The organism is Methylosinus sp. RM1, from assembly GCF_011378635.1.
Classification (GTDB): Bacteria; Pseudomonadota; Alphaproteobacteria; order Rhizobiales; family Beijerinckiaceae; genus Methylosinus; species Methylosinus sporium.
This window is the reverse complement of record NZ_WOVC01000048.1, coordinates 1-17030: the sequence shown is the minus strand read 5'-3', so window position 1 is coordinate 17030 and position 17030 is coordinate 1. Positions and strand designations below refer to the sequence as shown.

The window sequence follows — 17030 nt, the reverse complement described above, 5'->3', positions numbered from 1 at the left end:
ATTTTTTCATTGCGCGCGCTGGGGCCCCGTGTCCGCACAAAAAAACCACAAAACACCCGCCCCACCGCGCGCGGTTCGGTTACCACCCCACCCCCCACGACTCTCGGTTCGATCATGGCCGACAGCGAGGACAATGGGCTCACCGACGCCGCGCGTCTTCAGCAGCCGATCGCCCGGCTGCTGCGTCCGCTCGTGCGCCTGCTCATTCGCTATGGGACGACGTTTCCAGCGCTGTGCGATCTCTTGCGCGAGCTCTACGTAAATGTGGCGGTTCATGATTTCGTTCTGCCCGACAAGGAGCAGACCGACAGCCGCATCAGCCTGCTCACCGGCATTCATCGCAAGGAGGTCCGGCGCCTGCGCGAGGCCGGCGCTCCGGTGCGGACCGTTCCTGCCAGCGTGTCGCGCGCGTCGCAGATCGTCGCGCTATGGCTGGGCGATCGGCGCTTCGCCGATAAGAAAGGCGCTCCCGCGCCGCTGCGGCGCGCCGGATCGAGCGGGCGCGGCCCGACCTTCGAAGCCCTCGTCGAGGAAGTGACGCGCGACGTGCGGCCGCGCGCCATTCTCGACGAATGGCTCGACCGCAAGATCGTGTCGATCGACGAGGATGGACGCGTCGCGCTCGGCGAGGCGGCGATCGCGCCCAATAGGAACGACGAGCGCCAGCTCTATTATTTCGGCCGCAATCTCCATGATCATATTGCGGCGGCGGCCGCCAATATCGCTCACGAGCCGACACGTCTCGATGAGACGGCGCCCTTCATGGAGCGCGCCGTTCATTACGAGGGGCTTTCGGAAGCGAACGCGCGGCGGCTCGAGGCGCTGTCCCGCGAGCTGGCGATGCAAGGGCTGATCGCAGCCAATCGCGAGGCGCAGACGCTGCAAAAGAGCGGCGAAGACGGACATTGGCGCTGGACCTTCGGCGTCTATGTATATCGAGAGGAAGAGCGGCCGCCGCGAGAGCCGGCGAAGGGACAAAAGGGCTCCCGCTCGTGAGCGCGTTCCGACATCCGACGCGGCGGCGCTTCGCGGCGCTTCTCGCCTCGCTGCTGTCCTCCGCCATGACGCGCGCGCACGCCGCCGGCGACAAGCCGAGAGACAATGGCATCGGCGGAACCGGCTATCTCTCCGCCATTCCCGATCGCGACAATGGCATAGGCGGAACGGGAATCGTCGGAACCATTCGCGCATTCGGCAGCATCATCGTCAACGGGCTGCGCGTGTCCTATCCCGCAGACGCCGAGGTGCGCATCGACGGCCGCCGGGCGCGCGTCGGCGATTTGCGGATCGGCCATGTCGTGTCGCTGGTCGCAATGCGCGACGGCGATAAATTCACGACGACGAAAATTCAGATTCTGCGCGAAGTGGTCGGGCCGATCGAGCAAGTCTTCGACCATGGCCTGCGCGTTCTCGGGCAGAGAGTCGAATTCGCCCGCGGCGCGAAAATCGAGGCGGGCGCGTTTTCGGTCGGGCGGCGGGTCGCGGTGAGCGGCCTGCGCCTGCCGAATCAGACCATTGTCGCGAGCCTCGTCGAAAGCGCCGAGCCCGGCGCCGCTCAGCTCGTCGGCGTCGTCACCCGGTCGTTCGATGGACGTCTCGCGATCGGCGCGCAGCCGCTGTCGGGCGTCGCGGAGGCCATGCTCGGCCAGCGAGTTCTGGTGCGCGGCGCCGAGACCCATGGCGCGCTCGACGTGACGTCGACGGCCGCCGACGTTTGGCTGCCGCGCGGGCCCAGCGATTTTCTCGTCGAGACCTATCTGGAGCGTCATGGCGCCACGGTCAAAACCGCGAGCGGCGCAACGCTCGACGGCGGGCGCGCTCTCCCCTTCCAGGGCGTCGCGCGGGCCGTCGTCCGCATCGATACGACATCGGCGGGCGCATGGTCCATCCGCTCGCTGCGGACGAGCGAGACGCTCGGCAAGCGCGGCGCCGCCGAGGAGCCGCGCGCGGGCTCGCCGTTTCCGAACGCTCCGAGCCGACCTGCGGAGCCGCAGACCGCCCCCGGCGTCGAATTTCCGTCCGGCTTCGGCGGTCCAGACGCGCCGCGCGGCTATGGGACGCCGTCAATTCCGAGCGATCCCGTCGGTCCGAGCTTTCCGGGCGGTTTCGGCGGCGGCGGCAGGCCGGGTCCCGGCGGCCTCGGACGACCAGGGCGATGAATGCCGCGAGGCGCGCCGCCTTCGACATCCGAAAGCGGCGGCGCAGACAGGCGCCGGCGCGTATCGGCGATGACCAGCGCGACGGCGCGGGAAAAGCCGCGGAGCTCGCCCTCGCACCGTCCCCGCCCGCCGCCGGACGCGCGGCCCTCGGCGGCGGGCCCGAAAGACGCGCAGATCAATCGCGCTTCTGATAGACGAGGAAATATTGCCGCGGCAGGAAGTCGTGCTTCTCGACCAGAGAATAGCCGGCGGCTTCGAGCTCCTTCGTCACTTTCTCGGGCGGAATTCGGTGTTCCACGGGCGGGCCGTCCGGCGAGTCGACCTTGAAGTCGATGATCGCCAATCGTCCCTTCGGCCGCAGCGACGATTTGAGCGCGGAGAAATATTGCGTGCGATTTCCGATGTGATGATAGGTGTCGACGACGAGAGCGAGGTCGACGGGCTCGGGAAGATTCGCCTTGTCGGGACTGGACTGTACGGGCGTGAGATTGGCGAGGCGCTCGCGCGCGGCCCTTTCGCCGAGATAAGCCACCATATCGGGCTCGACATCGGCGGAATAGAGCTTGCCGTTCGGAATGCGCTTGGCGATCCGAACGCTGAAATAGCCGGTGCCGGCTCCGATATCCGCCACGCGCGCGGCGCGATCGAGATGCAGCGCGTCGACGACCTTCTCCGGCTTCTGCCAGGCGTCGCGCTCTGGATCGTCGAATTTTTTCGCCCATTTCGCCGCATCGTCGAAGCGTTTGTGAAACGCCCCATCGGAAGAAGGGCCGGCATGATCGCCGTGACGGCCGCCTTTGCCGCCATGCTCCATCGGCGCCGCGGTCTGCGCGAGCGAGAGAGGCCCGACGGCGCCGACGCCGATCAGCGTGAAAGCGGCGACCGCCGCGCGAATGGCGTTATTCATCTTTTCTCCCCTTCGAGATCGAGTGTCGTCTGTCATGGTCCTCATTGGCTTGCTCGACCGCATAGATGTCGCCCGTTCGCACGGAGGGCGGCGTCATTTTGTCTCCTGCGGAAGCGCCGCCGTCGCATATCGGTCAGGCCGCTCGTCGCGTCCTTCGATCCATCGATAGGCTTGCCAGGATTTGCCGCAGTGAATGGCGCATTGCCGACATTGTTCCAGTCCGATCCGCGCCGCCCTCCCCTTGCGAACCCAATGCTCGAGCAGCGCGCGCGCCGTCTGCGGCGTTATGTCGAAATGGCCGGCGACATCGCTGACCGTCGCCTCCTTCCGAGACGCCAGAAAATCGGCGAGCTCCATGAGCATCAGACTTCGACGCCCGCGTTCGCCGGGACGGTCTTCGACCGTGGCCCGACATAGAAGCTCGCGGCGCCGAGAAGGATGAAATAGGCGAGGACGCCGATGATCCATGCGGCGGATGAAGAAGGATGCGATGCGAATGTTCCGATCTGGTAGAAGAGGACGGCGGCGCCATAGCCGAGGCTGAGCGTCCAGAACACCATGAAGCCGGTCCATCGCCGGCTCGTCTCGCGAGCGGTCGCGGCCGTGGTCGAGATGCACGGATAGCACAGCAGCAGGACGAGATAGGCGAGCGCTCCGACTTTGCCGTCGAAGCGCGTCGCCAGCGCGGGAGCGAGTCCGGCCGCGGCGCCATGCAGGCGCACCGGCGCGCCGATCCCCACCAGCGCGGCGAGATTTCGCGGCACGGTCATGGCGGCGCGATACAGCCTTTCCCGCAAATCGAAGCCTCCGCCCGCCACGGGCGCTGTGAGATGCGCGTCTGCGCTCGGCGCAGCGGCGCCTCGCCGTCTCTGGCGCTCATGCGCCTGCTCGGCCGTCGGCGGCGGCATATGCTCCATCGCCTCGTGTTTCGGTTCGGCGGCATGAGCCGGCGCGGGCGGAGCCGCGGCCGCGCGCTCGGCCGCGGCTCGCGCGCGTTCCGCGGCGATGGCCGCGCGCGCGCGCTCCTGGGCCTCGGAGACGCTCGGCAGAACTGCGGAATCAAGGCGGGCCATGCGCCTGCGCGTGGCCTTCGCGCCGACGCCTTCGACGCCGCCGGCGAGCGGATGCGCGCCGCCTAGCGGATCGATCAGGAAGAGAGCCCGCCGATCGTCTCGCGCGAGACTCCATTTGGCCTCCGCCACCGCCGCGGCGAAAGCTTGCGCCGTGGCCGCGCCGCGCCAGAAGGCGGTGATGCGCGCTTTCGCCTCCGCCTCGTCGAGCGCATTGTCCAGCTCGGCCTCGCGCTGCTGCGGCTCGGCGCTCCGGCTCTCGGGGCTCGGCGTCTCCGCTTCGATCGCTTTCGCTTCCGGCGGACTCGCATTCGCGGCGGCGGCGTGCGCCGCTACGGGCGCGTCTTCGTGACGCTCCGGCGAGGCCGATGGCGCGTGCTGGGCCTGTTCCAGATAGATCGAGCCGAGCGTGCTCACGATCACGACTTTGTGCAGCACGCCAGTCAGCAGCGCGACGGTCGCCGGCCAATTGTCCTGCGTGACGCCCATCGGCGCCAGGATCGGCGTGATCGCGCGGCCGCCCGCCGCGAGCATCGACTGCTCGATCGGCCTGCGATCGAAAGAGCCGTCCGTTCCCCAGGCGCTCAGAATCTTCACCAGAAACACCAGCGGTATGATGTATTTGCCGACCTTGAAGAGGAACATCTTCAGCCGGATCCAGGAATTGATCAGCACATTTCGCGGCTTCGGCCAATGATAGGAGGGCAATGTCAGCACATGCAGCGAGCGCTCCTCGGGCAGCAGGCTGAATTTCATCAGCAGCGAGGTGAGCATCGCGAAGAGAATGCCGAGCAGATAAATACCGAAGACGACGAGCTGCCCCTGCGCGGGAAAGAAGGCCGCGGCGAACACAGTGTAGACGGCGAGGCGCCCTCCGCAGCTCATGAACGGGCTCATCAGCACCGCCACGATGCGATCGCGCGGTCGCTCCATCGTACGCGTCGCCATGATCGCCGGCACATTGCATCCGAAGCCGACGACCATCGGAATGAAGGCGTTGCCCGGCAGGCCGAGCGACTTCATCAGCCGATCCATGACGAAATTGGCGCGCGACATATAGCCCGACTCTTCGAGCATGGACACGAAGAGGTAGAGAAAGCCGATGATGGGAATGAATGTCACCACCTGCAGCAGGCCATTGCCGAGCCCGTCGGCCAGTATCGCGGTCAGCCATTTCGGGCTGCCGATCTCGCCGAGAAGATAGCGCGGCCCCTCGACGAAAAAGGTCTCCGACATCATCACGAAGAAGGGCCGAAAGGCGCGGCCGAGCGCGATGGTGAACCAGAACAGGCAATACATCACCGCGAGGAAGATCGGAATGCCGAGAAAGCGGTTCAGCACGATGCGGTCGATGAGATCGGAGGCGGCGACGCGCGTCGACGGGCGTGCGGCGAGCGCCTCCTCGGCGAGGCCATGCGCGAAACGATAGCGAGCGTCCGCTATGAGCGTGTCGGGATCGCTCTGCGTCTCGCTCTCTATTTTTTCGACGAGACGCGCCTGTGTCTCTCTGACCTGCGGCGCGACCTTGCTCGCGGCGAAGCCGTCGCCCTCGAGCAAGCGAAGCGCCAGCCATCGCGGATCGAGACCGCTCGATTGCGTCGCGCCAATCTCGCGCGCCAATTCCGCAATCGCGTTCTCGATGGCCGGGGGATAGTCCAGCGAGAAGCGCGACGGCGTCCTTTCACGGACCCATCGCTCGATCTCGGCCTCGAGACCGTCCAATTGCTTTCGACGCGTCACGACGACCGCGGCGACGGGACGATCGAGGCGACGCCGCACCGCCTCCGCATCAATGCGCGCCTCGCGCTCGTCGAGGTCGTCCATCACATTGAGGACGACGGCCACAGGCGCGGCCATTTCCAGCAGTTGCGTCGTCAGATAGAGCCCATGCTCGAGATTGGACGCGTCGATGATATTGATGACGACATCTGCTTCGCCGGAGAGAATGTAATCGCGCGCGATGCTCTCATCGACGGCGGACGCTTCGTCATGCGCGTCCAGCGAATAGATTCCCGGCAGATCGACGACGCGATAGCTCCGGCCCGCGAAATCGAATGCGCCGACCTTCTTCTCGACGGTGACGCCTCCCCAATTCCCGACGCGCTGATGGGCGCCGGTCAGGCCGTTGAACAGCGTCGTTTTGCCACAGTTCGGATTGCCGACGATCGCGATCGTGACGGCGTTCTCCGGCTCGGGCGTCGCCGGCGCGTCGATACGCTCGACCATCAGCGCCGAAGCTTCGTCGCTGCGCAGGCTCAAATCTGCGCCGCGCACGCGAATTTCGACGGGATCGCCGAGAGGCGCGACGCGGACCACCGTGAATTGGGCGCCCGGGGTGAGGCCCATCGACAGCAGCTTCTGCCGATGGGCCGCATTTCCGCGATCGAAGCCCGTGACTTTGCCCCGATCCCCGACCTTCAGTTCGCTGAAACCAATGCGCATCGTCGCCGCCTCGCGATGTCGAGCTCACGCCATGTTTCGTCAAAATCCGAAATTCAACGCCGTATTGAGTTCCCAAGATTGTCCCAGCTGAGGCCCGTTCAAACGCTGATAGACTGGCGCTCCCGCCTCGACAGCGATGCGAATCGGCTTCATGCCTTCGGATTTCAGGAGATATTCGAGGCCTCCGAGCAGCTTGACGCGTTCGCCGCCCTGATAGTCGGGAACCGTGCCCTGCTGCGCGCCCCAGATCAGCACGTCATGACCATGGATGCGGTCCCATATCGTGGCGGCCACGCGGCCGGTCGCTGCGAGACCGGAGGCGATATCATAGGCGCCCCAAGCCGAGATCTCGTTCGATAGTCCCCTGAGATAGCCGGACTGGTTCTCTCCGAGCGCTGCGCGTCCCCGATAGATGACGCCCCATGACCAAGCGTCCAGTTTTCCCCTATAGGTGAAGCCGAACAATCCGTCATAGGTCCCCGTTCCGAGCTGCAGCCCGTAATAGGCGCGCTTCTGGAAGAACACTCCCGACGGATGCATGTGAATGATCTCCTCGGAAATGCTTCCGGTCGGCAGGCTGAGGCCGAGATTCACATGTAGGTGATGAATGTCGTCCTCGTAGAGGCGGACGAGCCCCTGCAGCATTGTGTCGCCCCAACCCTGCGTCGCGGAATTGGTCGGGCCGAGCGGCGTCGATCCGTTCGGCCCCTTGAAGACCGTCATGGACATGTTCTTGTCGGACAAGGATCCCATGACCATGACGTTGAACCAGTCCGTGATCCCGAACATTCCGTGGAACATGTGCATTTGCATTTTCATATTGTCGGGAGCGTTTCGCAGCGTTCGCGTCGGATTGGCCGCAAAGAAGTTCGGCAGAGCGAAGACGCTGTTCGGAATCCAAGGAATCTGCGTCACCTGATAGGGCGCGATCGTCGAGCTCCCGACATAATTGCCCCGCATCACGCCATAGCTCGGCGTATAGGCGAAGCGCGCCTCTCCGGCGCCGACCATATGCGCGCCATAGACGCCCGCCGGCACGACCGTATGAACCTTGCCTTTGTGCTCTCCGTCATGCCCCTCTTTCCCGCCGCCCGCTCCCTCGTGTCCGGCCGCCCCTTTGTGTCTCCCCGCCGAGGCGTCGGCGACATGGCTCGCGCCTTTGCTTTTGCTCCCATGCATCCCGCCCGCGCCATGTCGTCCCCGCGCGCCCGCGCTCGCATGGCCCTCGCTCGCATGGCCCTCGCCGCCCTTCTGCATTCCGTCGCCGCCACGTCCCGCGGCGGCGACATTCGAAGCGAAATGATAGTTGATCCCGATGCGGGCGATGCTGCCGCTCATGCGCGGCGACGAGACGACAGAGCTGGTCCAATCCGCCGGCGCGCCATTGGCGCCGCCGAATGCGTTCGCGGCGAGCGGATAGGCTTGCGAGGCGGTGCGGACTTTTCCTCCGTCCAAGGAAAAATAGAGATATTCGGCCTTGAGGCTCCAATCGGGCATGAACATCCATTCGACGCCGGCGCCGGCGGTCCAGCCCGTCTGCGGCGTCAGAGTGGCGAGACTGCCGATCGCATTCTGTATCGGGAGGCCCGCCGCATTGGCGTAGAGAGACGACAGCGCGAGCTTGTGCTCGACCCCTCCGAAAGCAAAGCCGCCGGTGGCGTAGACCAGTAAAGTCGGGTCCACGAGATAGCCGAGACGTCCGCGAAGCGTGCCGAGATATTGCAGCGACGACGCTCCGCTCGCGGAATTGGAGAGAGCGTCGCCATTGACGAGGATGTCGCGAGCGAATGTCGCGCCGCCGCTATTTCGGTTTCCGGCGCCGACGCCCTGGAAATCGACCTCGACGCCGGCGACGAGCGGGCCGAGATATTCGCTTCGATAATTATAGCCGATTTGAACGCCGCCGAGGAACCCTGCGACGCCGCCGCCGGCCAGCTCGCCGTTTTGCGTCGCCCAGAATGGCGCGCGCATCGGCCACATCGCCGGATCCGTGAGATATTTTCCGGTGACTGCGGGCGCGGTCGCAAAGCCGATGGGGCCCGCGCTCGCCGCGACGCCTCCAGCGTCGAGGCCCGCATAATAGCCTTCCCATTTCGGAAGCGGGAGAATGGGCGCGGATTCGCGCAATGGAAGGTCGGCCGCCAAGGCCGTTCCGAAAGCGAACGCCGAAGCGCCCGCCGATAAAAGGATCAGCGATCTCATGGTCTCGCGCCTCGATGGAATGAATCTTCTGAAACGAATTGGATGAGCCCCGCGCGATCGCGCGAAATCGGCCGCGACAATTCATTCGGAGCGCGCCCATGCGCGCCTCGTCACGAATAGCGAGGACTGTCGGGAATTAGACGCGCGGCGGCGCTCTCGGCGATCCGCAGCTCATCCATCCGCAGCGCCGCAAATGAGCGACATGCGGCTCGAAAGAGATCGTCGACACATCGGATTTAGGCGGGACCGAGCCGGCGAAGCCGCACGGCTCGGCGATGACGTCGGCCGCCCCGTCGCGCGTTCCGGCGCTACAGAGAATGCAGCACCGGCAATGGTCGCGGCGCTCGTCGGCCGGGACCTGGTCGGCGCGCGGCGTCCCGCAGTCGGCGACCATTCGAAGCGACGACGCGCCACGCTCGGCGGCGGCTTCCCCGAACGCAGGAGCGACGGCATGAGCGAGGCTGCCGATTATGAAAAGACAAGCGATCAGCCCCGCGAAATTTGCGCGAGTTCGCCATCGTCGCCATATCCGCGGGGAGTCCATCGGAGAATCCGTAATGACATCGCTGCGGACATCATCACGGTCCGGCAAATGCGCGTCAATCGGCGTGAGCCCGTAGCACCTTATTGAAAACACACCGTCATCGGGAACCGCGATCACGCGTTGCATGGGAAGGAGCGCGCCTGGAGGCGACTCCGCGATGGGCGATTCGTCTTGCGGGGTCCGGTGCCGAGCCGATTTGCCACAGAATTGCCCCAGCGGCCGCCGCGACGCCCCAGGCATGTCACAAGTCTTTGATTTTATGGTACCGCCACCCCGACTTGAACGGGGGACCCCCAGATCCACAATCTGAGCCAGTCGGCCGCCACGACCCGACGCCAGCCGACAATAGCAAATAAATACAGTAATATATGCCGCCATAGCCACGTTGCCGCCGCTCCGAATTCGCGCTAATGTGGTTGCTAATTGGTAGCTGGAGGCGCGGCAATGGCAATCACGCTTCGCACGGTCGCGGCGCTGGGGCCGAAGGCTGTTGTTTGGGATGACGCGGTTAAAGGCTTCGGCGCTCGCCGCCAGACCAGCGACGCCGTGACCTATGTTCTCAAATATCGCGCAAGCGGGCGGCAAAGGTTCTACACCATCGGCCGCCACGGCTCGCCTTGGACGCCCGACACGGCCCGGCGCGAAGCCCGGCGGTTGTTGGGTTTGGTCGCCGCAGGGAAAGACCCTGCCCTCCCGCTTTCCGACGGGCTGGCGCTCCGAACCGTCATAGACACTTATCTCGACGTGGCGAAGGAACGGCAGCGCCCGCGTAGCTACCTCGAAACCGAGCGGCACTTGCGCGTTGCGTGGAAGCCGCTGCACGATATGCCGATTGCCGACATAGCTCGCCGGAATGTCGCCTCGCGTCTCGCCGAGCTTTCGGGCGTCACTGTCATACGAGCCCGCGCGGCACTTTCAGCTTGCTTCGTTTGGGCCATTCGCGAAGGGCTCGCCGAGGCTAACCCCGTCACCGGCACGAACCGACCGCCCGAGCCAACGTCGCGCTCGCGAGTATTGTCCGATGTGGAGCTTGCCGTGATTTGGCGCGCTTGCGGCGACGACGACTATGGTCGGATCGTTCGATTGCTTATGCTGACGGGCCAGCGCCGGGACGAAGTGGGCGCGATGACATGGGGTGAGATCGCCGGCGACGTTTGGACAATCCCCGGCTCGCGGACAAAGAATCATCGCGAACATACTCTGTCGTTGACGGCGCAGGCGCTCGCCCTGCTCCCCGAACAGCGCGAAGGCCGCGAGCTTGTTTTTGGCGCGGGGGCCGGCCCGTTCTCGGGGTGGAGCCAATGCAAAGCCCGCCTCGACGCGAGGGCGCTCAAGATGCTGCGGAAGGAAGACCCCGAGGCGGAACTCGCCGGCTGGCGATTGCACGATCTACGGCGGACCGCCGCGACTGTCATGGCCGATCGGCTCGGAGTCTTGCCGCATATTGTCGAGGCGGTGTTAAACCATGTGTCGGGCCATCGCGCGGGCGTCGCGGGGGTATACAATCGCGCCGCATACCGCGCCGAGATCGGTCGCGCGCTGGAAGCATGGGGCGCGCATGTCGCGGGGATAGTAGGGGCGAAGGCCGATGAATGACGTTGGCGGAATGTATTCTTTCCAGCTTGCTTCGGAAGAAGTGGAGCGTCGGCTTGGCGTTTCGTGGGGCGCGGCGCAAAAGACAGTGTTGGATTGGTGCGAGAGTGGCGCGCTTAGATTTGAAAACGTTGCCATGGGCGGGCCGAATGTTAGCTACAGCGATTTGCAGCGTTGCCTTGAAGCGCAAGCGTCTCACAACAAGATCGATAAGCCGAAATCTTTGACGCTACGTCGGGTCGATGGCAAGCAACCACGTATCATTGAGCGGCTAGAAAAAATGTTTCCCGACGGTGTGCCCGCGCCCGGCCTCGCCCCGCGTAAGGCGCTCAAGGCGGACTTGCTGCAATTGGACAAATCGCTAGAGCCATTGGACGAAGCCACACTCAAGAGTGCGATAGATTCGTACAATAGCCGTTTTCCGAATTGATCCGATCCGATTGTTTCGGAACGACGCGAACCGCCGGAGCGCGCATTCTCGCGACGTGAGCCCGACGCCGGGCCTAACCCGAAATCATCGGAGTTGCGAAAAATGCGCCTGCTTAATCAGCGGGAGGCTAGCGCCTTCCTGCGCCTATCTGAACGCACGCTTGAACGCCTCCGCCTCACTGGCGACGGGCCTCGCTTCGTGAAGGCGGGAAGACGTGTCGTCTACCGCGCCGAAGACCTTGAAGCATGGATTACCGAACGTCTTCGGCAGAGCACCTCGGAGGGCGGACGATGACCGATCCCAAGACCCCCGCTGTGCGAGCGGCCGGCGAGGCCGCGGTCGCCACGGAACTCGACAAGCTGGCCTCGGCCGAAACCGGAACGGCAGTTGCGACAACAACCGCGCCCCCGACGCTAGCCGAACTCGTGGCACAGTTCCGGGCGACGGAAAGCAACATCTCGGCGGGCGTCACTCTAAGCGTCGCGGCTCAAATCCGCTGCGGCGAGTTGCTTCAAGCCATGCAGGAACGTGTCGCCAAGGAAATCGGCTCAGGGCACTGGGGCGCTTGGGTTCAACTAAACTGCGGCGTCTCGCTACGGCAAGTGCAACGCTACATTCGGCGGGCGAAGGAGTTTCATGCTCTAGATCAAAAGGTTAACGACGGGGCGACATCCATGTCGCTTCTCGCGCAGGGCACATTGCTGAAGCTCGAAGGTGACGCGCAAAAGAAAAGGCGAACCGCGAGAAGATGATCGACGGCTATTGATATCCGTTGGCCGATACATTGTCGCCTGTGGCGGCTATATGCAATCGGTCGCAGTCATATTAGTCGCATTCATCGCAGTGGTGAAAGGGGCCGGGCATTCCGGCCCCTTTTTCATTTTTGATGCACAAAATCGACATAACACATTGATTTAAAATGATTTTATCGTTGACTATTGGCAGGACTGGTTCATAATACTTTACATAGGCTGGGAAAGGAGAATTCCATGGTCAAACAAAAATGCGAATATTGTGGCGATGAATACTCGCCGCGTCAGCACAATCAACGGTTTTGCGGTTCAGTGTGCTCTAACGCTTATCACCAAGCCGAGCGCCGCCGAGCGGTCGAGTTGCTGCGGAGCCAAACCTACTATGGCCGCGAGCTTGTAGGGGCGGCCGAAGCCGGGGGCCGATACGCGGCGGTCGGCGCGGTGAATCTCGGCGGGCCTTTGCCGCTTGCGGCGCATCAACGTGACCCTGTGCCTGCCGAGCCGACGATAGAGGGCAATCCGCTCACCTATGGCGAAGATGTTAGCGGGAGGGGACGATGAGCAATCACGAAATTCTCGTCAGATTCGAAGCGGCGCTTGACGAAGAGGTCATGCGGAAAATCGAGCGCCGCTGCGTCGAGCGTTGGTCGCTGCGGCAAATGCTGAACGTCTTTGAGCGGGGAGACGTGACGCGGCTCGAAGCCGCGTTGACGGTCGATATTCTCGACAAGGGCGAATTGACCGACCCGGTTTCGGAGTGCTTACGCCTCGCGATCCGCGATAAGGCGATGGCGCTGGTTGAGTGCGGGGAGGCGTGAATATGGCGCGATACATTTTGATCGCGGCCGTCGTGGGCCAGCCGCCGCGCGGCACTTACACGAAATATCCGCGCGGAACGACGATAGCGGACGCCGCAGAGAACGCACAGCCCGGCGATGTGGTTTGGCCCGCGCTCTGCGTCGTGCCGAATGCGGTGAACATGGCCCCGCTCGATAGCGCAGGGGCGGCCCTCATGCGCGGATCGGCGATTACCACGCTGGCGGCGGTCGCCGTGTCGTCGGCTGGCGGCGCGTGCGGAGAGAATGCCGGAGTGTAGGTGAGAACATATCATAAACAAAAGGACGCAGTCATGTCGAAACAGAAGATCGGAAGCGGCGGCAACGGCAAGGCCGTCAACGTCGGAATGGCCGCCGGGTCGCGCAAGGTGTCGGCGGTCGATCCGGGCGCGGTCTCGCGGATCGGAAACCAGGTTGTGGCGACGCAGCCCCGCCCGCTGGCGACGACGAAACCGGCGGCGGTTCCGATGGGAAATGAGCTTGCGAAGAACGTCGGGGCCGGATGTCCGGGCAAGGGTCGGACGGTTCATGCGACGGGCGCGCAGGGTCGGCACTGAGAAACGGAGGCGAACATGAATCGGGAACTAATCAAGCTTCAGTTAATGGCGCAGGGTATGCCCGAGTGGCGAGCCGAAATGATCGCGGCAGAGAAGGCTTGCGGGGCCAGTGCGGCGCGAGCCGACGCTCGGGCCTTTGCGAATATTCACGGCGGGCGCAACGGCCCCGAGCCTTCGGCCCAAGAGCGCGCCGAATGGGATCGCCGCGCGCAGGCGCAGGCCGAACAAGAAGCCCGCTGGGAAGCGGCGCGGGAAGAGAGCCGGCGGCGAGAGGCCGAGTGGCGGCGGCAGCGGGACACGATGGGGGTTTGAGCGATGAGCGACGCAGCAAAGACAACGCTAACGCCCGAACGCAGGGCGGAACTCACGGCGAAATATTGTCGGAAGCCGGCGGCCCCTGTGAAGGTGGTTGTGGACGAAGGCCGCGTAGTCGCGCCGGCGGCGGTTCGGGTTTCGCCGGCCGATCCGAATTTCCGGGGGAATGGCGGATTTGTTCGGATTGATATGGAGACGGCGGAACGTCAGCGGGCGCGGGCCGAGGCCGATAGGAGAGCCGAGGCTCGGCGGCGGCGGGAAATTGATCCGTTCAATTTCGGTCATTGGGGCGCGTTGGAGGATTGATGATGAAAGCGAATGCGCCGAAGGCCGAGGCCGATATCGACGTTCTTTTCCGTGACTGGACGGCGGCCGACGAAAAGGGTCGGAAGGAAATTGAGGAATGGGCGTTGGACGGGCTCAACGGCCGCCAACATAGGGACTTCGAAGCTAAGCTTTCGGCTTGGCGAGAACAAAACAGCAACACGGTGGAGGCTTCGGCTCCCACTCGGGCCGCGTCCCCTCGCGAACTGGCGAAAGAGGCTCGGGCGGCGTCGTCTCCGATAGCCGCCCCGACGGCTTCGGCTGTGGTTCCGGCTGCGGCGCCGTCGAGCGTTCGGCGGGAGATTGTAGAGCCGGCCGCGCCTGTCTTGATAAGCCGCAGCACGCCGGCCAACACGGCGCAGACGTTCGCGCAACGCCACACGATCGAGGGCGTTTCGAAGCTTCGGCGGCATAATCAAAGCTTCTGGTATTGGGAGAACGGCGCATATCTGCGGATGAGCGAAGAAACGGTAACGAAGCTTGTCTCAGACTTTTTATTGGGGGCCGGGGAACGCAATAGCGAGGGCGGCTGGACGTCGTTTAATCCAAAGACGCGCGATGTTAACGAGGTAATGCGGGCGTTGGAGAGCGCGACATACTTAAACGATGGCTTCGCCGCGCCTTGTTGGCTGCCGAGCGGTGAGCAGGCTGGCGAATGGCTTGTGTTTCGAAATGCGATTGTGAATGTGCGGACATTAGAGACGCGCCCGCATACGCATTTGCTTTGGGCACATGACGTGTTGGCGTTTGACTGGAAACCGACGGCCGAGTGCCCGATTTGGCTGAAGACACTCGAAAGCATTTTCCCCGGCGAGAAGGATGCACAAGACCTGCTTGAAGCATGGATAGGATACTGCATGACGCTCGATACGTGGGCGCATAAAGGAATGCTGCATTTGGGCGTGACACGCTCAGGCAAGAGCACAGTTCAGCGATTGATGGAAAAGCTTGTCGGGCCGCGCGGCTGGGTGTCGCTGGCGCTCGACAAATGGCTCGCGAGTGAGTTTTCGGCGCACGGTTTGATTGGTAAACGCTGCGCTTTCTTTCCCGATGTTCGGCTGAAAGAGGGAAAGATGTATGGACATAATTATGACCCCGGCGGAATGGAACACAAATCCGCACAGATGCTGTTGAAGATAACCGGCGAGGATAGTGTAAGCCTTCGAAAGATGCACGGAATGGAATTGATATTCGAGGGCAAGCTCCCGGCGAAGATCAATATGATTTCGAATGTGGTTCCGAATTTCAATGATGACATTCTCCCTAATCGGTTTTTGAAACTTCATTACAGGATCGATCAAGAAAAAGCGGGGAACATGGACCCGTTTCTAGGTCAGAAACTTGAGGCGGAATTGTCGGGGATCGCCGCGCGATGCTTGGCCGCGTATAGCGAAGTCAGGAGATGCGGCTGGTTCAAGGCGGCCGAGTGCGGGCTGGCGCTCGATCGGCAATTGGTCAGAGCACGTCATCCGCACTTGGCAATGATCGCGGAGTGTCTCGAGCCAACGGATGACCTTGCCGAACATGTGGTGAAAAAAGATGCGGCACGGGCTTGCAAGGCTTGGCTCGTGGAGAATGGCCACAAAACCTTGGCGGTGATGCTGAGAGACGAAGATATGGGCAACCATATCATTCCGCGCTTCGATCATTTCCAAGGTTTGCCGCCGAGGAATTGTTGGCGGCAATCAACCGATGGGAAGCGGCGCTGGGTCGGGCTACGCTTGACTGCCGAAGGTCGCCGTTTGGCCGGGATAGAAGAGTAAACGAAAAAACAGGACAAACACCACAAAGGCCAAACCAACAGGGGGCGGCGAACATGCTGTCCTATGGAAGTTTTGAGTTTATTTTCTTCAGTTCTCCCCTGTTTTTGGTGTTGGTGGTGTTGGTGCTGTTGTTTTGGGTTATGAGTCGAGAAAGAGAGATATAGAAATGTTGCTCGATCCTTTACCGCGAATAGAGCCGGCGCTCGAATTTGAAGACGCGCCCGCCATCGGTTCCGCAGGTTCGTCGCTGGAATTCCTTCAAGCGGTCTATTCCGACCCGGCCCAGCCGATGAGCCGCAGGATGCGCGCGGCAATCGCAGCACTTCCGTTTGAGCGTCCGAAGCTCGCCGTGGTCGCGAGCCTCGACGCGGGACCGGGGTTTGCGGCGCGCTTAGAGGCGGCGATTGCCAAGACCGCAGCAATGCGGGGCGGGGGCGGTCTATGCCCCGCCCTCCCGCAGCCTGCCGATTGTAGTGTGACTGACTCCGAAGGTTCGGGCGATATCGGTTAGGGCTTCCCCGGCCTCTAGGCGCTCGCGGGCCTCACGGCGTTGGTCTTTGTTCAGGGCTGGGGGCCGGCCCATGTGAACGCCTCGGGCCTTGGCGCGCGTCCGCCCTTCGCCTGTGCGAGCCCGGATCAACTCCCGCTCGAATTCCGCGAGGCCGCCTAGGACCGTCAGCATCAAGCGCCCGTGCGGCGTCGTGGTGTCGGCCCATGTATCCGCGAGGCTGCGGAAGCCCGCGCCGGCCTTGGCGATCGTGTCCAGCACATTGAGCAAATCCCGCGTCGAGCGGGCCAGACGGTCGAGCCGTGTCACTAGCAGCACATCGCCGGGGCCGAGGCTCACCATCGCTCGGGCCAGAGCCTTTCGACCTTCGGCCCTCGCCCCGCTGATTTTCTCCGAATAGACCTTGGTCGCCCCGGCTTCGCGTAGCGCCGCCTCTTGGCCTGCGAGCGTTTGGCCTTCCGTGCTGACCCGCGCATATCCATAAATCGTCATTGGCCGCCCCGAGTTTCGTTCATGAGTAAGCGCCGTCGCGACCCCATTGATTCTTTGGGTTCGGAAGGATTTTCGGATGTGAGATTCTTCGGAGGGACAGCCATGTCTCTGGAAGGATCCGAAGATGAACGAGAAT

At 63.4% G+C, this 17030-nt stretch carries 19 protein-coding genes; 14 read left to right on the top strand and 5 right to left on the bottom strand.

From position 1 onward, the window contains the following. Positions 1–114 precede the first annotated feature (114 nt). Complete coding sequence (locus tag FMZ75_RS19190; RefSeq protein ID WP_166145439.1) at positions 115–996, top strand: DUF6502 family protein; 882 nt, start codon at positions 115–117, stop codon at positions 994–996. Continuing rightward, a complete protein-coding gene (locus FMZ75_RS19185) occupies positions 993–2159 on the top strand; it encodes a DUF5666 domain-containing protein (protein ID WP_166145436.1) in 1167 nt (388 codons plus the stop codon). Before FMZ75_RS19190 ends, FMZ75_RS19185 begins: the two co-directional genes overlap by 4 nt. A gap of 175 nt (positions 2160–2334) precedes the next feature. Here FMZ75_RS19185 and FMZ75_RS19180 read toward each other — a convergent pair whose 3' ends face one another. From FMZ75_RS19180 to FMZ75_RS19165, 4 genes are all read right to left on the bottom strand, one after another. Then, positions 2335–3066 carry a class I SAM-dependent methyltransferase gene (locus tag FMZ75_RS19180; RefSeq protein ID WP_166145433.1) on the bottom strand — a complete coding sequence of 244 codons (732 nt, stop codon included), beginning with the start codon at positions 3064–3066 and terminating at the stop codon, positions 2335–2337. A 93-nt stretch (positions 3067–3159) separates the two neighbouring features. Next, positions 3160–3429, bottom strand: coding sequence for a FeoC-like transcriptional regulator (locus FMZ75_RS19175; protein WP_166145430.1), 270 nt, complete (start codon positions 3427–3429; stop codon positions 3160–3162). Continuing rightward, complete coding sequence (gene feoB, locus FMZ75_RS19170; protein WP_166145427.1) at positions 3429–6578, bottom strand: ferrous iron transport protein B; 3150 nt, start codon at positions 6576–6578, stop codon at positions 3429–3431. Before feoB ends, FMZ75_RS19175 begins: the two co-directional genes overlap by 1 nt. Positions 6579–6617: 39 nt before the next feature. Continuing rightward, entirely contained in the window at positions 6618–8780 is a 2163-nt protein-coding gene (locus tag FMZ75_RS19165) for an outer membrane protein (protein ID WP_166145424.1), read from the bottom strand. A 193-nt stretch (positions 8781–8973) separates the two neighbouring features. On the opposite strand from FMZ75_RS19165, the gene FMZ75_RS19160 reads away from it, so the two are divergent. The 12 genes from FMZ75_RS19160 (at position 8974) to FMZ75_RS19105 (ending at position 15894) form a co-directional block, all read left to right on the top strand. Then, entirely contained in the window at positions 8974–9411 is a 438-nt protein-coding gene (locus FMZ75_RS19160; RefSeq protein WP_142863639.1) for a hypothetical protein, read from the top strand. A gap of 357 nt (positions 9412–9768) precedes the next feature. Next, entirely contained in the window at positions 9769–10920 is a 1152-nt protein-coding gene (locus FMZ75_RS19155; RefSeq protein ID WP_166145422.1) for a site-specific integrase, read from the top strand. Then, positions 10913–11347, top strand: a complete 435-nt coding sequence (locus FMZ75_RS19150; protein WP_166145419.1) for a hypothetical protein — start codon at positions 10913–10915, stop codon at positions 11345–11347. The genes FMZ75_RS19155 and FMZ75_RS19150 overlap by 8 nt, the downstream gene beginning before the upstream one ends. Before the next feature lie 102 nt (positions 11348–11449). Further along, positions 11450–11641 (top strand): AlpA family transcriptional regulator, encoded by a 192-nt coding sequence (locus tag FMZ75_RS19145; RefSeq protein WP_166145416.1) that lies wholly within the window; start codon positions 11450–11452, stop codon positions 11639–11641. Next, a complete protein-coding gene (locus FMZ75_RS19140; RefSeq protein WP_166145413.1) occupies positions 11638–12099 on the top strand; it encodes a hypothetical protein in 462 nt (153 codons plus the stop codon). The genes FMZ75_RS19145 and FMZ75_RS19140 overlap by 4 nt, the downstream gene beginning before the upstream one ends. A 237-nt stretch (positions 12100–12336) precedes the next feature. After that, entirely contained in the window at positions 12337–12660 is a 324-nt protein-coding gene (locus FMZ75_RS19135) for a hypothetical protein (RefSeq protein ID WP_166145410.1), read from the top strand. Positions 12661–12710: 50 nt separating this feature from the next. Further along, positions 12711–12917: a hypothetical protein gene (locus FMZ75_RS19130; RefSeq protein ID WP_166145407.1), complete on the top strand. Its 207-nt coding sequence runs from the start codon at positions 12711–12713 to the stop codon at positions 12915–12917. A gap of 17 nt (positions 12918–12934) precedes the next feature. Continuing rightward, complete coding sequence (locus FMZ75_RS19125; RefSeq protein WP_166145404.1) at positions 12935–13195, top strand: hypothetical protein; 261 nt, start codon at positions 12935–12937, stop codon at positions 13193–13195. 33 nt (positions 13196–13228) lie between these two features. Beyond that, complete coding sequence (locus FMZ75_RS19120) at positions 13229–13492, top strand: hypothetical protein (protein WP_166145401.1); 264 nt, start codon at positions 13229–13231, stop codon at positions 13490–13492. A gap of 15 nt (positions 13493–13507) precedes the next feature. After that, positions 13508–13804 carry a hypothetical protein gene (locus tag FMZ75_RS19115; RefSeq protein ID WP_166145398.1) on the top strand — a complete coding sequence of 99 codons (297 nt, stop codon included), beginning with the start codon at positions 13508–13510 and terminating at the stop codon, positions 13802–13804. A gap of 3 nt (positions 13805–13807) precedes the next feature. Further along, a complete protein-coding gene (locus tag FMZ75_RS19110; RefSeq protein ID WP_166145395.1) occupies positions 13808–14113 on the top strand; it encodes a hypothetical protein in 306 nt (101 codons plus the stop codon). Further along, a complete protein-coding gene (locus tag FMZ75_RS19105; RefSeq protein ID WP_166145392.1) occupies positions 14113–15894 on the top strand; it encodes a hypothetical protein in 1782 nt (593 codons plus the stop codon). Before FMZ75_RS19110 ends, FMZ75_RS19105 begins: the two co-directional genes overlap by 1 nt. Positions 15895–16333: 439 nt before the next feature. Here the strand turns inward: FMZ75_RS19105 and FMZ75_RS19100 are convergent. Then, positions 16334–17030: recombinase family protein (locus FMZ75_RS19100; RefSeq protein WP_370464757.1), on the bottom strand; the 697-nt coding region annotated here is incomplete at its 5' end.